20 protein-coding genes and 1 pseudogene are annotated in these 24,096 nt (G+C 74.6%); 8 read left to right on the forward strand and 13 right to left on the reverse strand.

Features of this window, described 5'->3' with window-relative positions; genetic code table 11:
* The first annotated feature begins 1 nt into the window (after position 1).
* Together JD77_RS03690 and JD77_RS03695 are read left to right on the forward strand one after the other, a co-directional pair.
* Positions 2-421 (forward strand): FAD-dependent oxidoreductase, encoded by a 420-nt coding sequence (locus JD77_RS03690; protein ID WP_246140514.1) that lies wholly within the window; start codon positions 2-4, stop codon positions 419-421.
* 49 nt (positions 422-470) lie between these two features.
* Positions 471-1,160, forward strand: coding sequence for a DUF4191 domain-containing protein (locus tag JD77_RS03695; protein WP_145773041.1), 690 nt, complete (start codon positions 471-473; stop codon positions 1,158-1,160).
* 33 nt (positions 1,161-1,193) lie between these two features.
* Here the strand turns inward: JD77_RS03695 and JD77_RS03700 are convergent, their stop codons facing one another.
* Entirely contained in the window at positions 1,194-1,619 is a 426-nt protein-coding gene (locus JD77_RS03700) for an RDD family protein (RefSeq protein WP_342799629.1), read from the reverse strand.
* Between the two features lie 249 nt (positions 1,620-1,868).
* Here JD77_RS03700 and glnA (JD77_RS03705) point away from each other — a divergent pair, with 249 nt between their 5' ends.
* On the forward strand, positions 1,869-3,293 hold the full coding sequence (gene glnA / locus JD77_RS03705) for a type I glutamate--ammonia ligase (protein WP_145773043.1): 1,425 nt from the start codon (positions 1,869-1,871) through the stop codon (positions 3,291-3,293).
* A 186-nt stretch (positions 3,294-3,479) separates the two neighbouring features.
* On the opposite strand, the pseudogene mptB (JD77_RS03710) reads toward glnA (JD77_RS03705), so the two are convergent.
* The 6 genes and pseudogenes from mptB (JD77_RS03710) to JD77_RS03735 form a co-directional block, all read right to left on the reverse strand.
* A pseudogene (gene mptB, locus JD77_RS03710) lies at positions 3,480-4,975 on the reverse strand (polyprenol phosphomannose-dependent alpha 1,6 mannosyltransferase MptB); the annotation flags it as partial.
* 14 nt (positions 4,976-4,989) lie between these two features.
* On the reverse strand, positions 4,990-6,402 hold the full coding sequence (gene mptB, locus JD77_RS03715) for a polyprenol phosphomannose-dependent alpha 1,6 mannosyltransferase MptB (RefSeq protein WP_211372478.1): 1,413 nt from the start codon (positions 6,400-6,402) through the stop codon (positions 4,990-4,992).
* A gap of 49 nt (positions 6,403-6,451) precedes the next feature.
* Complete coding sequence (locus JD77_RS03720; protein WP_145773046.1) at positions 6,452-7,021, reverse strand: helix-turn-helix domain-containing protein; 570 nt, start codon at positions 7,019-7,021, stop codon at positions 6,452-6,454.
* Positions 7,022-7,726: 705 nt separating this feature from the next.
* Complete coding sequence (locus JD77_RS03725) at positions 7,727-9,268, reverse strand: hypothetical protein (protein ID WP_246140515.1); 1,542 nt, start codon at positions 9,266-9,268, stop codon at positions 7,727-7,729.
* A gap of 106 nt (positions 9,269-9,374) precedes the next feature.
* On the reverse strand, positions 9,375-12,509 hold the full coding sequence (locus JD77_RS03730; RefSeq protein WP_145777409.1) for a bifunctional [glutamine synthetase] adenylyltransferase/[glutamine synthetase]-adenylyl-L-tyrosine phosphorylase: 3,135 nt from the start codon (positions 12,507-12,509) through the stop codon (positions 9,375-9,377).
* Positions 12,510-12,515: 6 nt separating this feature from the next.
* Entirely contained in the window at positions 12,516-13,283 is a 768-nt protein-coding gene (locus JD77_RS03735; protein WP_145773047.1) for a type 1 glutamine amidotransferase, read from the reverse strand.
* A 73-nt stretch (positions 13,284-13,356) separates the two neighbouring features.
* On the opposite strand from JD77_RS03735, the gene JD77_RS03740 reads away from it, so the two are divergent.
* Together JD77_RS03740 and JD77_RS03745 are read left to right on the forward strand one after the other, a co-directional pair.
* Positions 13,357-14,286, forward strand: a complete 930-nt coding sequence (locus JD77_RS03740; RefSeq protein WP_145773048.1) for a S66 peptidase family protein — start codon at positions 13,357-13,359, stop codon at positions 14,284-14,286.
* A 228-nt stretch (positions 14,287-14,514) separates the two neighbouring features.
* Positions 14,515-14,991, forward strand: coding sequence for a hypothetical protein (locus JD77_RS03745; protein ID WP_145773049.1), 477 nt, complete (start codon positions 14,515-14,517; stop codon positions 14,989-14,991).
* A gap of 93 nt (positions 14,992-15,084) precedes the next feature.
* Here the strand turns inward: JD77_RS03745 and JD77_RS03750 are convergent, their stop codons facing one another.
* Both JD77_RS03750 and glnA (JD77_RS03755) read right to left on the reverse strand, forming a co-directional pair.
* On the reverse strand, positions 15,085-15,510 hold the full coding sequence (locus tag JD77_RS03750; protein ID WP_145773050.1) for a DUF350 domain-containing protein: 426 nt from the start codon (positions 15,508-15,510) through the stop codon (positions 15,085-15,087).
* Positions 15,511-15,601: 91 nt separating this feature from the next.
* Positions 15,602-16,951, reverse strand: coding sequence for a type I glutamate--ammonia ligase (gene glnA, locus JD77_RS03755; protein WP_145773051.1), 1,350 nt, complete (start codon positions 16,949-16,951; stop codon positions 15,602-15,604).
* Positions 16,952-17,221: 270 nt separating this feature from the next.
* Here glnA (JD77_RS03755) and JD77_RS03760 point away from each other — a divergent pair, with 270 nt between their 5' ends.
* Both JD77_RS03760 and panB read left to right on the forward strand, forming a co-directional pair.
* Positions 17,222-18,982 (forward strand): NAD+ synthase, encoded by a 1,761-nt coding sequence (locus JD77_RS03760; protein WP_145773052.1) that lies wholly within the window; start codon positions 17,222-17,224, stop codon positions 18,980-18,982.
* 145 nt (positions 18,983-19,127) lie between these two features.
* Positions 19,128-19,973 carry a 3-methyl-2-oxobutanoate hydroxymethyltransferase gene (gene panB, locus JD77_RS03765; protein WP_145773053.1) on the forward strand — a complete coding sequence of 282 codons (846 nt, stop codon included), beginning with the start codon at positions 19,128-19,130 and terminating at the stop codon, positions 19,971-19,973.
* A 79-nt stretch (positions 19,974-20,052) separates the two neighbouring features.
* On the opposite strand, the gene npdG is transcribed toward panB, so the two are convergent.
* The 4 genes from npdG to JD77_RS03785 form a co-directional block, all read right to left on the reverse strand.
* The gene (npdG, locus tag JD77_RS03770; RefSeq protein ID WP_145773054.1) at positions 20,053-20,751 is read right to left on the reverse strand and encodes an NADPH-dependent F420 reductase; all 699 of its coding nucleotides are present in this window, start codon (positions 20,749-20,751) and stop codon (positions 20,053-20,055) included.
* A 182-nt stretch (positions 20,752-20,933) separates the two neighbouring features.
* Positions 20,934-22,427 carry an RNB domain-containing ribonuclease gene (locus JD77_RS03775; protein WP_145773055.1) on the reverse strand — a complete coding sequence of 498 codons (1,494 nt, stop codon included), beginning with the start codon at positions 22,425-22,427 and terminating at the stop codon, positions 20,934-20,936.
* Positions 22,428-22,500: 73 nt separating this feature from the next.
* Complete coding sequence (locus tag JD77_RS03780; protein ID WP_145773056.1) at positions 22,501-23,157, reverse strand: histone; 657 nt, start codon at positions 23,155-23,157, stop codon at positions 22,501-22,503.
* 82 nt (positions 23,158-23,239) lie between these two features.
* Positions 23,240-23,443: a hypothetical protein gene (locus tag JD77_RS03785; protein ID WP_145773057.1), complete on the reverse strand. Its 204-nt coding sequence runs from the start codon at positions 23,441-23,443 to the stop codon at positions 23,240-23,242.
* A 172-nt stretch (positions 23,444-23,615) separates the two neighbouring features.
* Here JD77_RS03785 and JD77_RS03790 point away from each other — a divergent pair, with 172 nt between their 5' ends.
* Positions 23,616-24,074, forward strand: a complete 459-nt coding sequence (locus JD77_RS03790; RefSeq protein ID WP_145773058.1) for a hypothetical protein — start codon at positions 23,616-23,618, stop codon at positions 24,072-24,074.
* Positions 24,075-24,096: the final 22 nt, after the last annotated feature.

Below are 24,096 nucleotides of genomic sequence, written 5' to 3' on the forward strand. Positions count from 1 at the left end.
CGTGCACCGGGCCGGCGGGCGGGCCGTCGCGGTCACCGTGGCCACCGCGACCGGCGCGCGCCGGCTCGCCGCCGACCACGTGATCTCCAGCATGCCGCTCCCGGCGCTGGTCAAGGCCGTGGACCCGCCCGCGCCACCGCGGGTACGGGCCGCCGCCGACGCGCTGCGGCACCGCGACTTCCTGACCGTGGCGCTGGTGGTGCCGGCCGACGCCGGCTTCCCGGACAACTGGATCTACGTGCACACCCCGGGGGTACGCGTCGGCCGGATCCAGAACTTCGGCTCCTGGTCGCCGTACCTGGTGCGGGACGGGTTCACCTGCCTCGGGCTGGAGTACTTCGTCGACGCCGGCGACGACCTGTGGGAGTCCCCCGACGACGACCTCGTCGCCCCCGTCCTGCCCCGCCGCGGGGCGGCGTGAGTACGGGCGCGGATCAACGGGGCGTGCGGGGACCACTAGACTCTGCGGCATGGCAAAGCCCCAGGAGAAGGTCTCGTTCGGCCAGCGGCTGAAGCAGATCGGGATGGTGTTCCAGTTCACCGCCAAGCAGGACAGGTGGTTCGCCCCGCTGGCCGCCGGCGCGGTGCTGATCCCGCTCGCGCTGACCGTGGTCGCGGTGATCCTCTGGGGCTGGCTCTGGCTGCCGCTGGGCATCCTGTTCGCGCTGCTCGCGCTGCTGATCGTGCTCAACCTGCGGTCCAACGCGGCGATGATGAACGCCGCGGAGGGGCAGCCCGGCGCGGCGGCGCAGATCATGGAGAGCATGCGCGGCGACTGGCGGGTGACCCCCGCCGTCAGCTCGACGACCCAGATGGACATGGTGCACCTGGTGATCGGCCGCCCCGGCGTGATCCTGCTGGCGGAGGGCAGCCCCCAGCGGGTGCGCGGCCTGCTGGGGCAGGAGAAGCGACGGCTGGCCAAGGTGATCGGCAACGCCCCGCTCTACGACTACGTGATCGGCCGCGACGAGGGCGAGCTGCCGATCCGCAAGCTGCGGATGACCCTGATGCGGCTGCCGCGCAACCTCAGCGGCAAGGACGTGAACGCCCTCGACAAGCGGCTCAAGGCGCTCACCGCCCGCCCGCAGCTGCCCAAGGGCGCGATCCCCAAGAACATGCGCCCGCCGCGCGGGGCGTTCCGCCAGACCCGGGGCCGCTGACCCGGGGTTCCGCCGCTCGCCCCGCCGGGCGCGCTACCGCCGCGACGCGGCGCGCTCGGGCGTAACGGGCGTGGCCGACGTGACGACCGAGCCGGTGAGGCGGTCGTGCAGGCCCCGGCGGTGCCCGTCCATGAGCAGGGCCGGGACGACCAGGGCCAGCAGCACGCCGCGCAGCAGGGCGCGGACGACGCCGAGCCGGCCGCCGTCGGCCCAGTCGACGCACCGGACCCGGGTGATGTACATGCCGGGGGTCTGGGCGAACAGGCCCAGGAAGAAGCCGTACTCGACGACCAGCACCACGACGGGCGCCCAGCCGTCCCGGACGGGGTCGGCGAAGATGTTGGCCACCAGCAGGCAGAGCACCCAGTCGATCACCAGGGCGCCGAACCGGCGGCCCAGGCTGGGCGGGACGAAGCCGGAGTCGGCGGCGGGCGGTACGGGGCGCTGCGGCGTGGTCACAGCCGCCAAGGGTAGCCAGGCGCGGCGCGGCAGCCGGATCCACACCCACCGGGAATCGGATGAAGCCGTTGATCTGCGACGGAACGTCACGCCGAGTATCGTCCGAACGGACACCCGGTGGCGGCTGACCGGTGCTTATGACGCAGCGGGAGGGACGTAACACGGCGGAAACAGAGGGGACACGGCCGGGCAACCCCGCGGCCATAGCGTCGCCAGGAGCCAGCCACCCCGTGGAGCCAGGAGGATGTTGTGTTCGCCAATCCCGAGGAACTCCTGCGGTACCTCAAGAATGAGGACGTGAAGTTCGTCGACGTACGTTTCTGTGACCTGCCCGGCGTGATGCAGCACTTCAACCTGCCGGTGGAGTCCTTCGACGACAGCGTCTTCACCGACGGTCTCGCGTTCGACGGATCGTCGATCCGCGGCTTCCAGGCCATCCACGAGTCGGACATGCTCCTGCTCCCGGACGTCGCGACCGCCTTCGTCGACCCGTTCCGCGTGCAGAAGACCGTCGCGCTGAACTTCTTCATCCACGACCCGTTCACCCGCGAGGCGTACTCCCGGGACCCGCGCAACGTCGCCAAGAAGGCCGAGGCGTACCTGGCGGCGAGCGGCATCGCGGACACCGCGTACTTCGGCGCCGAGGCGGAGTTCTACATCTTCGACTCGATCCGGCACGAGACCGCCGCGAACAAGGGCTACTACTACATCGACTCGGTCGAGGGCGCCTGGAACACCGGTCGCGAGGAGGAGGGCGGCAACCGCGGTTACAAGACCGCGTACAAGGGCGGCTACTTCCCGGTGCCGCCGGTGGACCACTTCGCCGACCTGCGCGACAAGATCGTCCGCCGCCTGGTCGACAACGGCTTCACCGTCGAGCGCTCGCACCACGAGGTCGGCACCGCCGGCCAGTCGGAGATCAACTACAGGTTCTCCACGCTGCTGCACGCCGCCGACCAGCTCCAGCTGTTCAAGTACATCGTGAAGAGCGAGGTCTGGGCGAACGGCAAGACGGCCACCTTCATGCCGAAGCCGCTCTTCGGCGACAACGGCTCGGGCATGCACACCCACCAGAGCCTCTGGCTGAACGGCGAGCCGCTGTTCTACGACGAGACCGGCTACGCCGGCCTGTCCGACATGGCCCGCTGGTACATCGGCGGCCTGCTGCACCACGCCCCGTCGCTGCTGGCCTTCACCAACCCGACGATCAACTCGTACCGCCGCCTGGTGCCGGGCTTCGAGGCGCCGGTCAACCTGGTCTACTCGCAGCGCAACCGGTCCGCCTGCACCCGTATCCCGGTGACCGGCAGCAACGCGAAGGCAAAGCGCGTCGAGTTCCGCGTGCCGGACCCGTCGAGCAACCCGTACCTGGCCTTCGCGGCGATGATGATGGCCGGCCTGGACGGCATCAAGAGCAAGATCGAGCCGCCGGAGCCGATCGACAAGGACCTGTACGACCTGCCGCCGGAGGAGTGGGGCACGGTCAAGCAGGTGCCGGGCTCGCTGCCGGAGGTGCTCGACGCCCTGGAGGCCGACCACGACTACCTGCTCGACGGCGGCGTGTTCACGCCGGACCTGATCTCGACGTGGGTCGAGTGGAAGCGGGCGAACGAGGTCGACCCGGTGCGCCTGCGCCCGACCCCGCACGAGTTCGCGATGTACTTCGACTGCTGACCCCTCGGGTCAGCACGCTCCTCCAGCACCGGCCGGGCCGGCTCCGCCTCCGCGGGGCCGGCCCGAGCCGCCCGCGGCGGCGCGATGTCGGCGACATGGCGGGGTCGACGCCGCCCGGACCCCGGCATGTCGGCGAGACGGTGGGGTTGACGCCCACGGAGCCACCCGGGCGGCGCTCACCCGTCCGGGCCGCCGACCTCCCGACCCCCACGGGCGGCGTGGAACGCCCGCACCGCCAGGACGACCACCAGGGCCGTCATCGCCACCGCGCCCGGCGCCTTGGTGAACCGGGCCAGGTTGGTGCCGTCGGGCAGGGTGAGGAAGGACGCGACCGCGGCGGGCAGGACGAACCAGACCGTCCGGCCCAGCGGGACCACCGAGACCGCCAGCAGCGCCAGGGGCCAGGTCGCGTACCAGGGGTGGAAGACCGGGGACAGGGCGACCGTGGCGGCCAGCGCCAGGCCGGACCCGAGCAGCGCCACCCGGGGCCGGGCCACCGCCAGGGCGCGGACCCGCGGGCGGGCGTCGTTCAGCCGGCGCAGCGACCGCCACGCCCGGAACCACAACGCCACCAGCAGCACGGCGAGCACCAGCAGGCCGGCGGCGCGGGCCGCCGGCACCGCGTGCGGCCGCAGGCCGGCCAGCCTCCCCGCGTAGTTCACGGCGAAGCCGACGGCGGTGGGCGGCGAGGTCCACTGCGCGGTGTCGCCGGTGTGGGCCAGTCCGCCGATCCAGCCCAGGCCCAGCCGGGACGCCAGCGAGGTCGCCAGCAGCGCGGCCAGCGTCCCGGCGGCCAGCCACCCGCCGTCGCGCAGCAGCGCCCGCCAGGTGTACCGACCGTGCACGGCGGCCAGGGCGGCGAACGGCAGCACCACCAGCGCGGTCGCCTTCACCGCCAGGGCCAGCCCGAGCAGCGCCCCGGCCGCCAGCAGCGCGGACGGCCGGCCCGGCCTGCGGACCAGCACCAGCAGGCCGAGCAGCAGCGGGCCGAGCGCCACCGCGTCGTTGTGCGCGCCGGCCACCAGGTGCACCCCGACCAGCGGGGCGGCCAACGCGAGCCAGGCCGCCCGCCGGGCCGGCACCCCGGCGGCCCCGGCCAGCCCGGGCAGGCAGAGCGCGGCCAGCAGCAGCCCCGCCACGGCGAAGAGCCGCAGCAGCGCGATCGCCCCGGCCAGCCCGCCGCCGGCGGTCGCCGCGAGGGCCGCCAGCAGCACGAACAGCGGCCCGTACGGGGCCGGGGTGTCCCGCCAGATCGGCGCCACCGAGTCCAGCCACGGACACCCGGCCGCCGCCACCCCCACCCGGTACGGGTCGTGCCCGTGCGCGAACGACCAGCCCTGGCAGGCGTACGAGTAGACGTCCCGGCTGCCCAGCGGCGGCGCGGCCAGCAGCGGCAGCAGCCAGAGCCCGGCCGTCAGGTACGCCCACCGCGTCGACGGGGTGCCCCGGCGCAGCGTCCACCAGGCCCCGACCATCAGCGCGGTGCCGACCAGCCAGCAGCCGAGCGCCGCCGGCCCGTACCGCCCCCGCCAGATGTCGACCAGGGTGCCGTCGGTCAGTTCGGGCAGCGCCCCGCCCAGCCACCCGGCGACCGCCAGCAGCGCCGCCCCGAGCAGCCCGGCCCAGCGGGCCCGCCGGGCGTACGCCGCGGGCGGGGCGGGCGGCTCGCCGGCAACGCTCACCGGCACACCTCTGTTCAGTCGGCTCCTTCGGCGGCGCGGGTCGGCTCGCGGGCCGCCCGAGCCGACCGTACCAACCGCACGGCCGCCCAGATCAGCAACAGCGTCATCAGGGGGGCGCCGGGCATCTTGGTCCACCGGGCCAGGCCGGTGCCGTCCGGCAGGATGAGGAACGCCCCGACCAGCGCCACCACCACGTACCAAACGCCGCGCCGGGCGGTGGCGGCCAGCACGGTCAGCGGCCAGATCCAGTACCAGGGGTGCACCACGGGCGACATCGCCACCGTGGCGGCCAGCGCCAGCCCGGCGTGCCGCAGCGGGTCCCGGGTGCGGGCCCGCCACCACAGCCACAGCAGCAGGCCGGCGAGCACCACCACGCCCAGCGCGCGGGTCACCGGCAGCGCGTTCACGTGGGCGCCGAACAGCCGCGCGACGTACTCGGCGGTCTGCCCGACCGCGGTGGGCGGCGACGTCCAGGCGATGGCGGCACCGCCGGTGGAGAGCCCGCCGATCCAGCCGAAGTCCAGGCCTGCGGCGACGGTCACCCCGACCATCGTGGCGAAGGCGCTGCCGACGACCCACCCGCCGTCGCGGACCAGCGTGCGGATCCGGTACGGCCCGGTCATCGCGGCGAGCGCGGCGAACGGGATCACCACCAGACCGGTGATCTTGACCGACGCGGCCAGCCCGAGCAGCGCTCCCCCGGTCAGCAGCGGCCCGGGGCGGCCCGGGCGGGCGGCGACCACGGCGAGGCCGGCGACGAGCAGGCCGACCATGAGCGAGTCGTTGTGCGCACCGGCGACCAGGTGGACGCCGACGAGCGGGCCGGCCAGCGCCAGCCACAGCGCGCGCCCGACGGGCACCCCGCACCCGCGGGCCAGCGCCGGCAGGGCCCACGCGGTCAGCGCGACCCCGGCCACCGCGAGCGCCCGGAACAGCACGATGCTCGCGGTCAACGACCCGGTCGCCTTCACCACCGCACCGGCGAGCACCACGAACAGCGGGCCGTACGGGGCCGGGGTGTCCCGCCAGATGTACGAGATGGTGTCCAGCCACGGGCAGGGCAGCGTGGAGACGCCGTGCTCGTACGGGCTGATCCCGGCCGCGTAGCTGGCCCCCTGGCAGGCGTACGCGTAGACGTCCCGGCTGGCCATCGGCGGCGCGACCAGCAGCGGCAGCAGCCAGAGCCCGGCGGTGACCAGGGCCCACCGCGCGGACGGCACCCGGTCCCGCAGCGACCACCAGGCCCAGGCCACCAAGGCGGTGCCGACGAGCCAGGCAGCGAGGATCAGCGGCCCGTTCGGCCCCTGCCACACGCTGACCGGGCTGGGGCGCAGGTCACCGTTCGAGAACGTACCGCCGAGCAACGCAGCGAGGGCGAGCAGCAACGATCCAGCGAGGCCGGTCCAGCGCGCGAGATGGTGAGGCACGCTGGACATGCTGCCAGCCCATTGGCGGGGAGCAACGGCGGCACCCAGCCTACGCTGTGGTGACCTCCTCCCAGAGCGACAGAAGGCCTGGGGTTTCCTGCGAACACGCGGCCACCAGGTAGAGAACAGCGTGTTTCGGCAGCGGCTGATGCCCGTTCAGCCAACGCTCCCAAGTAACACGACTGAGGTCCGTAATCTCCTCCAGCCGCACCACGTCCAGCCCCGATCGGTCCACCAGGCAGCGGACACGGGTCACCAGTCGGCAGGTGCCGCCGGGCAATGCGCCGGATGATCGCAACCGACGCCCGCTGTTCGCCGGGGCAGCAGCACCGGAGCCGTGTACACCAGGCCGAGCCGCGCCCGCCCTGGCCGCTTCCTCCCACAACGCGGTCAACCGAACGTCGTCCCCGTCACACGCGGCGCTCATGCGCTCCACTGCCTGCCGGGGCGGCAACTTTTTACCGTTGAGCCACCGCTCCCAGGACGACTTGCTATAACCGGTCCGTTGCCCAAGTCGAGACAAACTCAATTCAGATCGATCTTTCAGAAATCGCAGCTCGACCACCAATTTTTCAGCCGGTTCAGAAAGACCGGAAGATAGCTGCTTCCACAACTTCAAGCCCCCCGTTTCGCAGCTTAAACGAATCCCAGATCACGATGTCCCTCGATGTCCCAGATCGTTCCAGAAGTCTAGCGGAACGTCCCCCTGCTACGCCGGACTGTGACGCGTAAGCGCGGTACGGGTTCCGAAAGCAGTGCAGAAAAACCGCACCGCACAGTTATCCGCACGCACTGGCGGCACGCATGCAGGCAACGCAGAATGGAGTTCGACTTGTCAAAGAATCGCCGGATCGCGCTGGGAGCAGCGGTGCTCGCAGCCCCATTCGTTCTCGCCGCGCCCAGCCCCGCGCAGGCACATGGAACTTGCCTGGAGCTGCCCGGCCGAGGCGCGGGCTGCGTTAGCACTAGCCACACCAGCGTTTCCGCGTGCGATGGAGCGGCGGACGGCTGGGGGGTACGGACGTGGTACAGGACGAGCAACAATGTCACTGACCACGTCGGTGACCCGGACGGCAGCGGTGGAAGCTGCGGCTCCGAGTCTCCCCTGGGGGGCGGCACCATTACCTCGTACCGAGTATGCGCGGGCCCGAACAACACCGACAGCGAATGCACCCAGTGGGTTACGGCCTAGTCAACCCGCCCAAACCGGCAGCCTGCCGGCGGGTACGCCGTCCGCCGCCGAACGGTGCCGTTCGTCGGCGGACGCGGTTTGCCGCCTACCCTAATAGCGGCCAGGATTCGTCCGACGACGCAGCCTTGGCGGTCAGCAGTGGTTCGTCGGTACGAGATCGCTGAAAATCGTGAAGTCGCCCGGGGTGCGAACTACCACCTCGGTCCACCCATCCGGACCTGGTCGCAGGCACCCGTTCGCCCCATGAAGGGAGAGCCAGCGTGACCACCGTACGCGGACCGACACGTGCCCGACCCGGTCTGTGGTGAACCGCACCCCGACCCGGTCAGAGGTCACCAGCCGGCCCGGCATACCCACCAGCGGCGTCGGATCGGTCACGGCATACAGCCGCCAGGTCGCGCCCCGCCACACCTCCCGCAGGTACGGCTGACCCTCGACGACCAGGTCGGTCTCCTGCCTGGCCCACCGGTCGGGGACGCTATCCGGGGCGACCGCGACGTACGCGACGGCCTCCCGGCGCAACCAGACGGCGTATTCGTCGGCGGTCAGGTCGCCCTCGTAGAACAGCGGGTTGCGGGCCGTGTCGACTTGCCGTTCCCAGCCCCGGGCCAGCGGAACCGTGTCCGGCAGGTACGCCGACTCCCAGTGGTCGCGCAGCGGCACCACCTCGACCCGGCCCACCGGCTGCCGGCGGGCCAGTTCGTCGGCGAGCGGCTGGTAGAACGCCCGCGCGCTCTCGGGCGAGCCGGCCCGGCCGAGGTCGCTGGTCATCACCGGGTTCTGCCACCAGACGAGGGCGGCGAGCAGTCCAGCCAGCCACGGCCCCGGCAACGGGGCGTACGCGGCGAGCAGCGGCAACGCAAACAGCATCGGCAGCCGCAGCGCGTTGGAGCCGATCGGGGTGGGCACCGCCTGGGCGGCGACCAGCAGCAGCACGGTCAGCGCGGCGCCGATACGCAGCGTCCGGCGGCGGCGCGGCAGCAGGAAGAACACCGCCACGGCCAGCGCCACGTTGACCCGCATCGACTCGGCGCTGAACGGCTGGGTGCCGCCGTTGCCGAACAGCAGTGCCATCGGAGCGAGCGCGACCGCCGGGGCGAGGGCGAGCGTCAGGCTCTCGCCGAGCGGCCGGTCGACCCGCCAACTGCCGGGCAGCGGCCGTCCCGGGCCGGGCCCCCGGCGCAGGGCGGCCAGCAGCAGCGCCGCGCCGGCCAGGCCGGTAAACAGCCCGGCGACCGGGCTGGCCCAGGTGGCGAGCGCAGCGAGCAGCCCGGCCAGGACCAGGCGCGCGGGACGGGGCGGTCGATCGGCGGCGACCGCGCAGAGGGCGAGCAGACCGAAGGCCAGCCCGACGGCGAAGGTGACCCGGCCGCTGACCAGGTTGCCGACCAGCACGACTGCGCCGAGCAGCCCGGCCAGCACCGGGCGGCAGGGCCGGTGCCGGGCGAACAGCCAACCGAGCGCCCCGGCGGCGACCACCGCGGCGACCGCGCCGAGCGGGCGGGGCCCGGTCCAGGCGGCCAGGCGGGCGGTGAACAGGCTGTAGCCGTACTGGTTAACGCCGCCGTACCAGCCGAGGTCGATGGGGGTAGCGCCGTGCCGGCCGGCGAACCCGACGCGGGCAACCTGGGCGGCCAGGTCGGTGCCCATCAGCGGGGCGAGCAAAAACGCCACCGCGAGCAGGGCCGCCGCGAGCGCTGCGGCGCCGGCCGCCAGCGTGGGTGTCGACCGGCGGCCCCTGCTCCGCAAACGGCGGTAGGAAGGCGCCCTTCCTTTCACGTCAGCCATCGAAGACGCGTTCCATCGCGGCGCGGGAGCGGCGGGCCGTGCGCAGGTACTCGTCGAGGAACTCGCCGGGGTCGTCGCGGCCGAGCAGCCGGGCCGCTCCGGCCAGCTCGACGCCGTGCCGGGGCAGCTGGTCGCCGGCGCGGCCCCGGACCAGCATCAGCGCGTTGCGGACCTGGGCCGCGAGGGTCCACCCGGCGGCCATCGCGGCGGCGTCCGCCGGGTCGACCAGGCCGGCGTCGGCGGCCGCCGCGAGCGCGTCGAGGGTACGCGTGCCGCGCAGCGCGGGGACGCGTCCGGCGTGCCGGAGCTGGAGCAGCTGTACGGCCCACTCGACGTCAGCCAGGCCGCCCCGGCCGAGCTTGGTGTCGGTGGCCGGGTCGGCGCCCCGGGGCAGCCGCTCGTGCTCGACCCGCGCCTTGATCCGGCGGATCTCGACGATCTGCTCGCGGGTCAGCCCGTCGGCCGGGTAGCGGACGGGGTCGACCAGCGCCTCGAACTCGGCGCCGAGGTCGGCGTCCCCGCAGACGAACCGGGCCCGCAGCAGCGCCTGCGCCTCCCACACCTTCGACCAGCGCGCGTAGTACTGGGCGTACGCGGCGAGGCTGCGTGCGAGGGGGCCCTGCCGGCCCTCGGGGCGCAGGTCGGCGTCCACCCCGAGCGGCGGGTCGGGGGCGGGCGCGGACAGCAGCCGGCGCAGTTCCTCGGCGACCGCGTGCGCGGCAGTGCCGGCCGCCCGCTCGTCGGCCCCGGGCGGCGGGGCGTAGACGAAGAGCACGTCGGCGTCGGAGAGGTAGTTCGACTCGTACCCGCCGAGCCGGCCCATGCCGATGACGGCGAACCGGAGCCCGGGCAGGGCCGGCTGGGCGGCCCGCGCCGTACGCAGCGCGGCGGCCAGGGTGGCGTCGGTGACGTCGGCCAGCGCGGCGCCGACGGCGGTGACCTCGGCGAGGCCGCGCGCGGGCCGGGCGGCCGGGTCGGGGCGGTCCGGGTCGGAGCGGTCCGGGTCGGAGCGGTCCGGGTCCGGGCGGTTCGGGGTCGGCCGGCTCGGGGTCGGGGCGAGCGAGCCGGCCCGGCTCAGCACGTCGGCGCAGGCGAGCCGCAGCAGCTCGCGGCGGCGCAGCGCGCGGACCGCCCGGATCGCCTCGACCGGGTCGGCGTGCCGGGCCGCCGCGGCGGCGAAGCCCTCGCAGAGCACCTCGTGGGGGCGCGGGGTCAGCTCGTTCTCCTCGGCCAGCAGCCGCAGCGCCTCCGGCTCGCGGGCCAGCAGGTCGGCGGCGTACCGGGAGGAGGAGAGCACCCGGGCCAGCCGGCGGGCCACCGGCCCTTCGTCCCGCAGCAGGCGGAGGTACCAGGGGGTGCTGCCGAGGGCGTCGGAGACCTGCCGGTAGTTGAGCAGCCCGCGGTCGGGCTCGGGGGCGTCGGCGAACTCGCTGAGCAGCACCGGCAGCAGGGTGCGCTGGATGGCGGCGGTGCGGCTCACCCCGCCGGTGAGGGCCTGCAGGTGGCGCAGCGCCCCGGCGGGGTCTGCGAAGCCGAGGATCTCCAGGCGGTGCCGGGCCGCCTCCGGGGTCAGCCGCAGCCCGTCGGCCGGCACCCGGGCCACGGACTCCAGCAGCGGCCGGTACAGCAGCTTGGCGTGCAGCCGGCGTACCTCGGTGGCGTGGGTGACCCAGTCGGCGCGGAACTCCTCGACGGCGCTGCGGCCCGGCGTGGCCTGGTAGCCGAGGGCGGCGGCGAGCCAGCGCAGCGCGGCCGGGTCGGTCGGCACGGTGTGGGTGCGGCGCAGGCCCTGGAGCTGGAGCCGGTGCTCGACGGCGCGCAGGAACCGGTACCCGCCCAGCAGTGCCTCGCCGTCTGCCCGGCCGACGTAGCCGCCGGCGACCAGGGCGCGCAATGCGGGGATCGTGCCCGGCGCCCGCAGCGACTCGTCGCCCCGGCCGTGCACGAGTTGCAGCAGCTGGACGGCGAACTCGATGTCGCGCAGCCCGCCGGGGCCGCGCTTGATCTCGCGCTCCAGCTCCTTCGGCGGGATGTTGTCGATGATCCTGCGGCGCATCGACCGGACGTCGGAGACCGCCTCGGGCCGCTCGGCGGCCCGCCACACCAGCGGGGCGAGCTGGTCGATCCACTCCCCGGCGAGCGCCAGGTCGCCGGCCGCCGGGCGGGCCTTGAGCAGCGCCTGGAACTCCCAGGTGCGCGCCCAGCGGCGGTAGTACGCCAGGTGGCTGGCCAGGGTGCGCACCAGCGGCCCCCGGCTGCCCTCGGGACGCAGCGCCGCGTCGACCGGCCAGGCGACCAGCCCGCAGACGTGGATCAGCCGGGTGGCGACGGTCGTGGCGGCCGGCAGTTCGTCGTCCTCGGCGCACACGAAGATCACATCGACGTCGGAGACGTAGTTCAGCTCGCCGCCACCGCACTTGCCCATCGCCACCACGCCCAGCCTGGGCGGGTCGGTGCCCTCGGGCAGCTCGCCGACGGCGATCCCGTACGCCTCGGCGAGGGTGGCGTCGGCCAGCGCGGAGAGCGCGGCCATGGTCTGTTCCAGGCTCCGCGCGCCGGTCAGGTCGGCCGCCGCGATCCGCAGCAGGGCCAGCCGGTACGCCTGGCGCAGCACCGCGACCGGCTGGGCGGACGCGGTGCGGCGGGCCGCGGCGGCCAGGTCGAGCCGGCCGTCGGCGGCGGGGGCGAGCCCGTCCGGCTCGGTGGCGAGCACCGGCCACTGCCGGGGGTTGGCCACCAGGTGGTCGCCGAGCGCCGCCGAGGCGCCCAGGACGGCGAGCAGCCGCCGCCGCAGCCCCGGGTCGGCGTGCAGCGCCTCCAGCAGCGCGGACGGCTCCTCCTCGCCGACGGCCCGGCACTCGACCTCGACGGCCCGGCGCTCGGCCTCGACGGCCCGGCGCTCGGCCTCCACGAGGCGGTGGAGCTGGCGCAGCGCGAGATCTGGGTCGGCGGCCCTGGACAGGGCGGCGAGCAGCTCGGCGGCCCGCTCGTCGACCGGCTCCTGCTCGTCGGGCCGCCACAGGCCCAGCCCGGCCGGGCCGAGCAGGTCGGCCGCACGGGCCCCGCCGTCGTCCTCGGCCGTGCCGAAGCCGTAGCGGGCCAGGCGCCCCCGGACGGGTCTGCTCAGCACGGCTCAGTGCCCGAGCAGCGGAAGATCGCGCCGCACCGCGTCGTCCGCCAGCTCGCCGAGGGCGAGGGCGGCGAACCGGACAGCGAAGGGCTGCCACACCTCCTCGACGTCGGCCATCACCCGGTCGCAGGCCGCCACCACCAGCTCGGGGTCGTAGCCCAGCTCGGCGAGCAGCGCGGAGTCGGTGGCCCAGTCTGCGATCATCGCGGTGTCGCACTCGATGTGGAACTGCAGCCCCCAGGCCCGGTCGCCGAGGCGGAACGCCTGGTGCGGGTAGCGGGTGGAGACGGCCAGCAGGGTCGCGCCGTGCGGCAGTTCGGTGATCTCGTCGGAGTGCCACTGCAACACGTCCGGGATCAGCGGCACGTACCGGAAGAGCGGGTCGGCCTCGGCGGCGTCGCGCCGGCCGACCACGGCGGGGCCGACCTCGGGCCCGGACGGGCTGCGCTCGACCAGCCCGGCGTGCGCGGTGGCGAGCAGCTGCGCGCCGAGACAGACCCCGAGGGTCGGCAGCCGGTGCCGGACCGCCTTGCGCAGCAGCCCCTCCAGCGCGGGGAACCAGGGCGTGCCCGGGGTGCCGTCGGGCAGCGGGTACGCCTGCTGCTCCCCGCCCAGCACGACCAGCGCCACGTACCCGTGAAGGTCGGCGGGGAGTTCGTCGCCGGCGTGCGGGCGCAGCACCCGCAGCTCCAGCCCCCCCTCCACCAGCCACTCCCCCAGCCGGCGGACGTCGTCGGTCGGATCGTTCTCGATCACCAGCGCGGTTCCCACGCCGTCGAGGCTATCCCGTGCGGCCAGCCGTGCCCGGAACGGCTCCGGCGGGCCCCGACTAGGCTCGGCGACTGTGATCGACGACGGCGTCCTGCGCCCACCCGTGCTGCGCCCCGGCGACACGGTGATGCTGGTGTCCCCGTCCGGGCCGACCCGGCCCGAGCGGGTGGCCCGGGGCGTCGAACTGCTCACCGGCTGGGGGTTGCGGCCCGTGCTCGCGCCCAACGCGTACGCCCGCCGGGGCTACCTGGCCGGCGCGGACGAGCTGCGCGCCGCCGACCTGAACGCCGCGTTCGCCGACCCGGAGGTGCGCGGGGTGATCTGCACCCGCGGCGGGTACGGCGCCCAGCGGGTGGTCGACGCCGTCGACATGGCGGCGGTGCGGCGCGACCCGAAGGTGGTGGCCGGCTTCTCCGACATCACCGCGTTGCAGCTCGCGCTGTGGCGCGGGGCCCGGCTGGCCAGCGTGCACGGCCCCGGCGCGGCCTGGCTGGACGAGCGCACGCCGCCGTACTCGGCCGAATCGCTGCACGCCGCGCTGATGACCACCGAGCCGGTCACCGTCGCCGCCGTGCCGGGCGAGGAGACATCCGGCGTACGCGTCCCCGGCAGCGCCACCGGGACGCTGCTCGGCGGCAACCTCTGCCTGATCGCCGCCTCGGTCGGCACCGCGGACATGCCCGACCTCACCGGGGCGGTCCTGCTGGTCGAGGACGTGCAGGAACCGCCCTACAAGGTCGACCGGATGCTGACCCAGCTGCGCCGCGCCGGGGCGCTGCGCCGGGTGGCCGGGGTGGCCGTCGGCCAGTTCACGGACTGCGCGGACAGCTGGGACACCACGGTCGCCGACGTGCTGGCCGAGCGCCTCGGCGACCTCGGCGTACCGGTCCTCGGCGGGCTGCCGATCGGCCACGGCCACGGCCAGCTCACCGTCCCGCTGGGCACCCGGGCCACCCTCGACGCCACCGCCGGCACCCTCACGGTCGCCCCCGCCGTCCACTGACCCCACCCCGCGCGCCCCCGCCTGTCGGATGGTGGGGGCTGCCCCGGGTACGCCCGCCTCCGCGCCCGCCTCGGCCCACCTGCGCCGGCACGACGTACCCGGGCAACGGATTCCGCCCGCCATTACCTCGGGTTTTCAGCTGGCTGACAGGGTCGCCACGGCTTCCGCCCAGCTCAACCCGTCACTGTCGGTGAGGTCATCACACACGAGTGCCGAGTTGGAGGACCGATGTCCCGCACCACCGTTACGAAGAAGCGCCTGCTGGTCGGGCTGGCCGCCGCCGGCGTGCTGGGCGTGGGGATCGCGGCGCCGACCGTCGCGTTCGCCGGGGACACCACCCCGGCGCCGAGCGCCAGCGCGAGTCAGGACACCGACCAGTCGCAGCGCGTCGACCGGCAGGCCGCGTTCGCCGAGGAGCTGGCCAAGGAGCTGGGCGTCCCGACCGACAAGGTGACGGCCGCCCTGGAGAAGCTGCGCGAGCAGCACAAGGCCGACCGGCCGGAGCGCGGCGACCGCCCCGGGAACGCCGCCGACCGCCAGGCGAAGCTGAAGGAGCGGCTGGACCAGGCCGTCAAGGACGGCAAGCTCACCCAGGAGCAGGCCGACGCGATCACCAAGGCGGTCGAGGCCGGCGTCTTCCCCGGCCCGGGCGGTTTCGGCCGGGGCGGCCACGGCGGCTGGCACGGCGAGCGCGCGCCCGCCTGACGCGCGTTGCCGCCGACATGGCGGTGTCCTGCTCACCCGGACACCGCCATGTCGGCGATGTGCCGATAACACGCGGCGGGGTCAGGGGGCGCGTCAGGCGATGCAGGCGCAGACGATCAGCGCGGCCCCGAAGTGGGTGGCGGCGCTGACCCGGGCGGCCGGGTGCGGCTCGTCGGAGCAGACGATCTCCCCGAGCCTGCCGGGGGTGAGCAGGTCCAGCACGACGAACGCCAACCCCATGATCAGCAGGCCGACCAGCCCGAAGATCACCGTCGAGGCGAGCCCCTTGGCGAAGTCGTGGTAGCTGGTGAGGATCGCGGTGAACACGATCCCGGCGATGCCGAGCTGGTTGGCGGCCAGCAGCAGCGCGGCGTTGCCGTTGCGCCGCATCCAGATCAGCTCCCGCAGCCGCCCGGGGGTGAGCAGGTCGACCAGCCCGAAGCCGGCCGCCATCAGCCCCACCCCGACGACCCCGAACACCACGCTCTGCCAGGCTCCGCCGAACAGGTCCGCCAGCACCGACTTGCCTCCCGACCAGTTCCGCCCGGCGGGGGTACCGGGACGGTGATCGAGACGATAGCCGGCCCGCGCAACCGCCGGCAGCCCCGGCCTACAGCGAGAGGTAGCGCTGCCGCTCGTACGGGGTGACCTCCCGGCGGTACTGCTCCCACTCGGCGCGCTTGTTGCGCAGGAAGAAGTCGAAGACGTGCTCGCCGAGCACCTCCGCCACCAGCTCGGAGCCGGCCATCACGTCAATCGCCTCGGCCAGGTTCTCCGGCAGCGCCTCGTAGCCCATGGCGCGGCGCTCGGCGCTGGTCAGCGACCAGACGTCGTCCTCGGCCCCGGGGGGCAGCTCGTAGCCCTCCTCGATGCCCTTGAGGCCGGCGCCGAGCAGCACCGCGAAGGCCAGGTACGGGTTGGCCGCCGAGTCCGGCGAGCGGACCTCCACGCGGGCCGAGTTCGGCTTGCCGTACGCGGGGACGCGGACCAACGCGGACCGGTTGAGGTGCCCCCAGCAGACGTACGCGGGGCTCTCGGTGATCCGGTCCGGCAGTGCCTGCGGGTAGAGCCGCTTGTACGAGTTGACCCACTGGTTGGTGACGGCGGTGTACTCCCGGGCGTGGGTGAGCAGCCCGGCGATGAACGACTTCGCCACCTTCGACAGCTTCATCGGGTCGCCGCCGTCGTGGAACGCGTTGCGCTCCCCCTCGAACAGCGACAGATGGGTGTGCATGCCGCTGCCCGGCTGGTCGGTGAACGGCTTCGGCATGAAGCTGGCCTGCACGCCGGTGGACAGCGCCACCTCCTTCACCACATGCCGGAAGGTCATGATGTTGTCGGCGGTGGTCAACGCGTCGGCGTAGCGCAGGTCGATCTCCTGCTGGCCGGGCGCGACCTCGTGGTGGCTGAACTCCACCGAGATGCCGATCCGCTCCAGGGCGAGCACGGCCTGGCGACGGAAGTCGCGGGCCACCGCGTGGGTGGTGTGCTCGAAGTAACCGCCGGTGTCGACCGGGGTGGGCAGGGAGCCGTCCTGCGGGCCGTTCTCCAGCAGGAAGAACTCGATCTCGGGGTGGGTGTAGAAGGTGAAACCCTTCTCGGCGGCCTTCGACAGCGCCCGGCGCAGCACATGCCGCGGGTCGGCCCAGGACGGGCTGCCGTCGGGAAGCAGGATGTCGCAGAACATCCGGGCGCTCTCGCCGCTGACCCCGCCCTCGAACGGGAACACCTGGAAGGTGGTCGGGTCGGGCATGGCCACCATGTCGGACTCGAAGACCCGGGCGAAGCCCTCGATCGCCGAGCCGTCGAACCCGATGCCCTCCTCGAAGGCCGCCTCCAGCTCGGCGGGCGCCACCGACACGCTCTTGAGCGTGCCCAGCACATCGGTGAACCACAGCCGGACGAACCGGATGTCCCGCTCTTCCAGCGTACGGAGGACGAACTCCTGCTGACGGTCCACTTCCACTCCTCGCGACACACTGTCGGCCACCGGCTCCGGCCGGTCCGCCCGGACCGCCCAGTCTCCCGCCGCCTCTTTACGGGAACGTTACGCGAACCATCCGCGACGCGTCCTCCGGTGCCCCGCCGACCGGCCCTGCCGCGCCCCTTTCCTGGGCGCCTGCCCCGCGGCCCACAATGTCGGGGCCGCCCGGCCCAGGTCGGCGCGGCGGTGGTGAGAGCTGCCGCCGCCCGCGGTGTCGGGGCGGCCCGGCTGGGGCAAGATGAGGTCATGCCCACCCTGCGTCTCGCTCTGTCCCAGGTCAACCCGACCGTCGGCGACCTGGCCGGCAACGCCGACCTGGTCCGTCGGTGGACCCGACGGGCCGCCGACGCCGGCGCCCAGCTCGTCCTGTTCCCGGAGATGATGCTGACCGGGTATCCGGTCGAGGACCTGGTCTTCCGCCGGTCCTTCGTCGCCGCGTCCCAGGCCGCGCTGCACCGGCTCGCCGCGGACCTGGCCGCCGACGGGCTCGGCGACCTGCCGGTGGTCGTCGGCTACCTGGACGCCGACGGCCCGCCGCAGATCAGCTCCGCCGCCGAGCCGGGCCGGGGGGCGCGCAACGCCGCGGCACTGCTGCACCGGGGCGCCGTCGTCGCCACCTACTTCAAGCACCACCTGCCCAACTACGGCGTCTTCGACGAGGACCGCTACTTCGTCCCGGGCGACACGCTGACCGTCGTCCGGGTCGGCGGGGTGGACGTCGCGCTGACCGTCTGCGAGGACCTGTGGCAGGCCGGCGGGCCGTTCGCGGTCGCCCGGCAGGCCGGGGTGGGCCTGGTGGTCAACATCAACGGCTCGCCGTACGAGCTGAACAAGGACGACATCCGGCTGCCCCTGGTTCGCCGGCGGGCCGCCGAGGCCGGCGCCACCATCGCGTACGTCAACATGATCGGCGGCCAGGACGAGCTGGTCTTCGAGGGCGACTCGATGATCGTGGCGCCGGACGGCACGCTGCTGGCCCGCGCCCCGCAGTTCGTCGAGCACCTGCTCGTCCACGACGTCGAGCTGCCGGCCGCGGCCGCGCCCCTGGCCGTCCACGGCGAGCTGGCCGACGGGATGCGGCTGGTCCGTACCCCGGTCGAGGCCGCGCTGCCGCCGGCCGGGGGGCCGGCGGCGGTCGGCGGGATCATGGAGCCGGTCGCCGACGAGGCCGAGGTGTGGCACGCGCTGGTGCTGGGCCTGCGCGACTACGTCGACAAGAACCGCTTCCCGTCGGTGGTGCTGGGGCTCTCCGGCGGCATCGACTCGGCGGTGGTGGCCGCGCTCGCGGTCGACGCGCTCGGCCCGGATCGGGTGGTCGGGGTGTCCCTGCCCAGCCAGCACTCCTCCGAGCACTCCCTCGCCGACGCGGAGGACCTGGCGAAGCGGACCGGGCTGGACTACCGGGTCCAGCCGATCCAGCCCATGGTGGACACGTACCTGGCGAACATGTCGCTGTCCGGGGTGGCGGTGGAGAACCTCCAGGCCCGGGTGCGCGGGGTGATCCTGATGGCGCTGTCGAACCAGGAGGGTCACCTCGTCCTCACCACCGGCAACAAGAGCGAGCTGGCGGTCGGCTACTCGACCCTGTACGGCGACTCGGTCGGCGGGTTCAACCCGGTCAAGGACGTGTGGAAGACGCTGATCTGGCGGCTGGCGAAGTGGCGCAACGCCGACGCCGCCCGCCGGGGCGAGACGCCGCCGATCCCGGAGAGCTCGATCGGCAAGCCGCCGAGCGCCGAGCTGAGCCCCGGCCAGCTCGACAGCGACACCCTGCCGGACTACCAGGTGCTCGACCCGATCCTGATCGGGTACGTCGACGGCGACCTGGGCCGCGACGGCCTGGTCGCCGCCGGTCACGACCCGGCGGTGATCGACCGGGTGCTGCGCATGGTGGACACGGCCGAGTACAAGCGCCGGCAGTCCGCGCCGGGCACGAAGATCTCGATGAAGGCGTTCGGACGCGACCGGCGACTGCCGATCACGAACCGCTGGCGCGAGCACGGCTGAGCCGTTCGCCCGGCCCCCTGTCGAGGGGGCCGGGCGGCCCGGAAGTGAAATCCTCCACTGCGCTCTGCCGCCGTCACCCGTCCGGTGGGACGATCGCGGCGGAACCCGGGGACCGCGCAGGCGGCCTCGAGCGAAGGAGACAGTCATGGTGGAGTCCACCCCGGCCGAGGTGACCGCCCTCTACGGCGGGCCGGCCACCCGGCGGGTCCGCACCCGCGACCTGCTCGCCGCCAAGGAGCGCGGCGAGCGGTGGCCGATGCTCACCTCGTACGACCAGTACACCGCGTCCATCTTCGACGCCGCCGGCATCCCCGTGCTGCTCGTCGGCGACTCGGCGGCGAACAACATCTTCGGGTACGACACGACGGTGCCGGTGACCGCCGAGGAGCTGCTGCCGCTGGTCCGCGCGGTGGTGCGGTCGACCCGGCAGGCGCTGGTGGTGGCCGACCTGCCGTTCGGCTCGTACGAGGAGGGGCCGACGCAGGCGCTGCGCAGCGCGGTGCGGTTCATGAAGGAGGGCGGCTGCCACGCGGTGAAGCTGGAGGGCGGCCGGCGCTGCGCGGAGCAGGTCGCCGCGATCACCGGCGCCGGCATCCCGGTGATGGCGCACGTCGGCTTCACCCCGCAGCGCGAGCACACCATCGGCGGCTACCGGGTGCAGGGGCGCGGCGACGCGGCCGAGGACGTCCTCGCCGACGCCCGGGCGGTGGCCGAGGCGGGCGCGTTCGCGGTGGTGCTGGAGATGGTGCCGGGCGAGGTGGCCAAGCGGATCACCGCCGAGCTGCCGATCCCGACCGTCGGCATCGGCGCCGGCCCGGACACCGACGCCCAGGTGCTGGTCTGGCAGGACATGGCCGGCCTGCGTACGGGGAAGGCCCCGCGCTTCGTGAAGCGCTACGCGGACCTGTCCGGGGTGCTGACCGAGGCGACCCGCCGGTACGCCGACGAGGTCCGCGGCGGCGACTTCCCCGCCGCCGAGCACACGTTCTGAGGCGCGAGCAAGGGCTCCCTGCCAAGCGACTTCGCCATGGCAGGGGGTCCTGTCGACGCGCAGGGTCGGCCCGCGGCGCTCACAGGTCCGTGACGCGGATGCCGGCGTGCGCCTTGTAGCGCTTGTTGATGGCGATCAGGTTCGCGGTGAACGCCTCGATCTGGTGGGCGTTGCGCAGCCGCCCGGCGTAGATGCCGCGCATGCCGGGGATCCGGGCGGCGAGCGCCGCCACGACGCCGACCAGTTCCCGGTCCTCGGTGCAGATCAGCACGTCGAGGTCGATCCGGCCGATCTCCGGGTCGGCCAGCAGGGGCGCGCTCACGTGGTTGAACGCGGCGCAGACCCGGGACTCCGGCAGCAGCCGGGCGGCCTGCTGGACGGCGCTGCCGTCCTCGACCGGCAGCGCGTACGGGCCCTGCCTGTCGAAGCCCAGCGGGTTCACGCAGTCGACGACGATCTTGCCGGCGAGCGGCTGCGCCAGGGCGGCGACGGTGGCCTCGTGCCCGTCCCACGGCACCGCGATCACCACCACGTCGCTGCGGCGGGCCACCTCGTCGTTGTCCGCGCCGGTGACCTGCCCCCCGGCGGGCACGTGGGGCAGCCCGGCGATCTCGGCGGCGGCCTGCGCGGCCCGCTCGGCGGACCGCGAGCCGATCAGCACGGTCTGCCCGGCCCGGGCGAACCGGTAGGCCAGGCCCCGGCCCTGGTCGCCGGTGCCGCCGATGATCCCGACGGTTAGCCCGGACACGTCGGGCAGGGTGCTCGCGTCGTATGCCATGGGCCCATCCTCGCAAAGACCACCGGCTGGCAGGAACGCCGGCCGAGGTGAGAGTCCCAGCCGGCGGCGGCGCCGGCTGCCGGGCTGAGGGCAGCGGCACAACGCCGAAATCTGGCGTGGCCGGGCTGAGGGCAGCGGCGCCCGCCGAGACCTGGCGTGGCCGGGCTGCCGGGCGCGGCGGTTCAGGCCAGCTCGAAGAGGACCTTCCGGGCCACCGGGTCGGCGGTGACCAGCCGGACGCGGACCCGCTCCCCCAGCGGCAGCGCGCCCGTGCAGCGGGCCCGCACCGGCGGGGCGTCCAGCGCGACCGTGCCGCCCGGCTGCCGGCCGGGCCGGGCCTGCCCGTTCGCCGGCCGCCCCGGCCCCGCCTGGCGGTCCGGCGCCCCGCCCGGCCGGGCCTGCCCGTTCGGCGGCGCGTCCACGTCCAGCACCGCCGCGGAGAAGGTCTCGCCGACCCGGTGCTCCAGCAGGACCGCCTCGGTCAACTCGACCGCGCCGCGGGTGGCCGCCGACGCCGCCCGGTCGGTGGTCGTCATGACCTCCGGCAGCCTCGGCAGCGCCGCCCGGGCCCAGTCGGGCACCGGCCGGTCCTCGTGCAGGGCCAGGCAGACCTCCGTGGCGTACCGGTCGGCCAGCCGGCGCAGCGGCGCCGTGACGTGCGCGTACGCCGCCGCGACCCCGCCGTGCTCCGGATGCTCCGGCAGGTCGCCGTCGAACGCCGTGTACGCGGCGCCGCGCATCAGCTCGGCCGCCTGGTCGACGAAGGCGGCCGCCCTGGGCTGCGAGGCGTCCAGCCCGGCGAGCACCTCGCCCACGCTCGCGCCGTCCGGCCAGTCGACGCCCAGCGGGGCGGCGGCCGTACGCAGCCGAGCCACCGCCTCCGGCCTCGGCGCGGGCATCGTACGCAGCAGCCCGATCCGGCCGGCCAGCATGATGTCCGCCGCGGCCATCCCGGTCAGCAGGGAGATCTGGGCGTTGTGGTCCTCCATCGGCACCGGCCCGCGCAGCACCAGCCGCCAGCCGTCGCCGTCGGCCTCGACGTCCTGCTCGGGCAGCGGCAGGTTGACCGCGCCCCGGCGCAGCCCGCGCGCGGTGAGCAGGGCGCCGATCTCGGGCAACAGGGCGATCGGCTCCGGCAGCCGCCCGGCCTCGGCGTCGGCCTGCACGCCGGCGTAGTCCAGCTTCGCCCGGCTACGTACGAGGGCGCGTTCCAGCGCGACGGCGACCGTGCCGCCGTCGGCGTCGAGGTCGATCGTCCACACCACGGCCGCCCGGTCCTGGTCGGGCAACAGGCTCGCCGCGCCCTCGCTGAGCGTCTCCGGGTGCAGCGGCACGTTGCCGTCGGGCAGGTAGACAGTCTGCCCGCGCCGCCAGGTCTCCGCCTCGAGCGCGCCGCCGGGGCGTACGTGCGCCGCGACGTCGGCTATCGCGTACCGGACCCGGAAACCGCCACCGGGCCGGCGGGCGAGGTGCATCGCCTGGTCCAGGTCCCGCGAGCCGGCCGGGTCGACGGTGACGAACGGGACGTCGGTGCGGTCGGCGGAGGGCCGGGGCGGCGCGGCCGCGGCCTCGTCGGCCTCGCGCTGGGCGTCGGGCGGGAACCCCTCGGGGAGCCCCAGCTCGCGCCGCAGCGCGCCGAAGTCGATGCGGGGCGCCAGTACGCGTCGGATCACCACAGGCCAATCCTGACAGCGGTACGCCCGCTCCGCCTCCCCGGCGCGGCGGCTGCTCAGCCGCCCGGCGCCGGCCTCAGCCGGTGGCCTTCCGGGCCGGCGCCTTCTTCGCGGCCACCGTGCGGGTGCCCCCGGTCGGCCGGGTCGACGCGGCCTTCTTCGCGGCGGTGGCCTTCTTCGCGGTGGTGGCCTTCTTCGCCGTGGGCGCCTTGCGGGCGGGCGCCTTGCGGGCCGGCGCCGTCTTCGCCGCGGTGGTCCGCTTCGCCGCCGTCGCCTTCTTCGCCGCCGTCGCCTTCCTCGCTGTCGCCGCCTTCTTCGCAGGCGCCCTCTTCGTGGGTGCCTTCTTCGCCGCGGCCGTCGTGGTCTTCGCGGGCGCCGTCTTCGCCGCGGCCTTCCTGGCGGGCGCCGTCTTCGCCGCGGCCCTCCTCGCGGGCGACCCGGTGGCGGCGGTCTTCCTCGCGGGGGCCTTCTTGGCGGCCGTCTTCCCCACCGGGGCCTGCGCGGTGACCCTGGTCGCGGGCGCCTTCCGCACCGGGGCTCGGCCGGCACCGGCGCCGGAGGCGTTCGGCGACGCCTTGGTGACCGTGGCCCCCCGCGCCGTCGTGGTGCCCATGCCGGCCCTGCGCGCGGGAGTGGCCCGGGCCGCGCCCGCGGCCCGTCGCGCCGCGGTGGTCTTCTGCGCGGTGATACGTTCGGCGGCTGGGCCGGTGGTGGCCTGCTGTGCTTCGGCCATCGCGGTTCCCTCCTCGGGGACATGCTTCCGCGCGCCGCCTCGCGGGGCGCGGAGTTCCTCGGCACGGACCGTCCCGCGCCGTCTACCTGTCCTCCCCGGCCCAACGGGCGTCCTCGGCCTCCCACGCCTCGTTGCGCTCCCGCACCCGCTGCAGGGCGTTCCCGGCGTCGGCCGCCGAGGCGTACGGCCCGAGAACGTACCGCGCCGCGCACACGTCGGCGTCCGTCTCGACCCGGTGGTGCCGGATGCACCAGTAGTAGTGATCGCCGCTTCCGCTGTCGCTCATGGGATCACTGTGCACCGCGCACCCACCGGCCGCCACCGGACCACGGCGAACGCCGCCGATGATCTCCACAGTAGACGCGTGGACCGCCGGCCGGGCCGGAATGGCGAAACCGGGCGACGGGCGGCGACTCCGACGGGATGCGGGCCGGACGGGGCAGCCGGAAGGCGGACCGGTGTCGCAGAATCCCGGGGTGCGTTACGGGGAGGAACGGTGGGGGCGGTCGCGGCGGCTGTCCGTCGTCGCCGCGGTCGCGGCGCTGGCCGTCGCCGGGGCGGCGGTGGCGCTGCCGCTGCTGCGCGACCACTCGCAGCGGCGGCTGGAGCGGCGGGCGGAGCGCGAGGTGCGGGCCACCGCCCAGCGGGCGCGCACCGAACTGCTGGCCACCCCCACGGCGTCCGGTCCCGCGCTGCGGCAGGCGGCCACGCGGGTGGCCGGGGTGGAGGTGCTGGCCGTGGCGGGCGACGACCCCGGGCGCGACGACGGGGTCCGACTGGTCTTCCGGGTACGGGTCGCCAAGACCGCGGCATCCGTCTTCGGCTGGCAGCAGGCCTCCGCCGCCGCGTGCTTCGCCCAGGTGGTACGCGCGAACGCCGGGCCCGCCCCGCTGGAGCGCCTGCCCTGTCCCGCCTGACGGCACGGCTCGGCGAGGGCCA

The organism is Micromonospora olivasterospora, assembly GCF_007830265.1.
Classification (GTDB): domain Bacteria; phylum Actinomycetota; class Actinomycetes; order Mycobacteriales; family Micromonosporaceae; genus Micromonospora; species Micromonospora olivasterospora.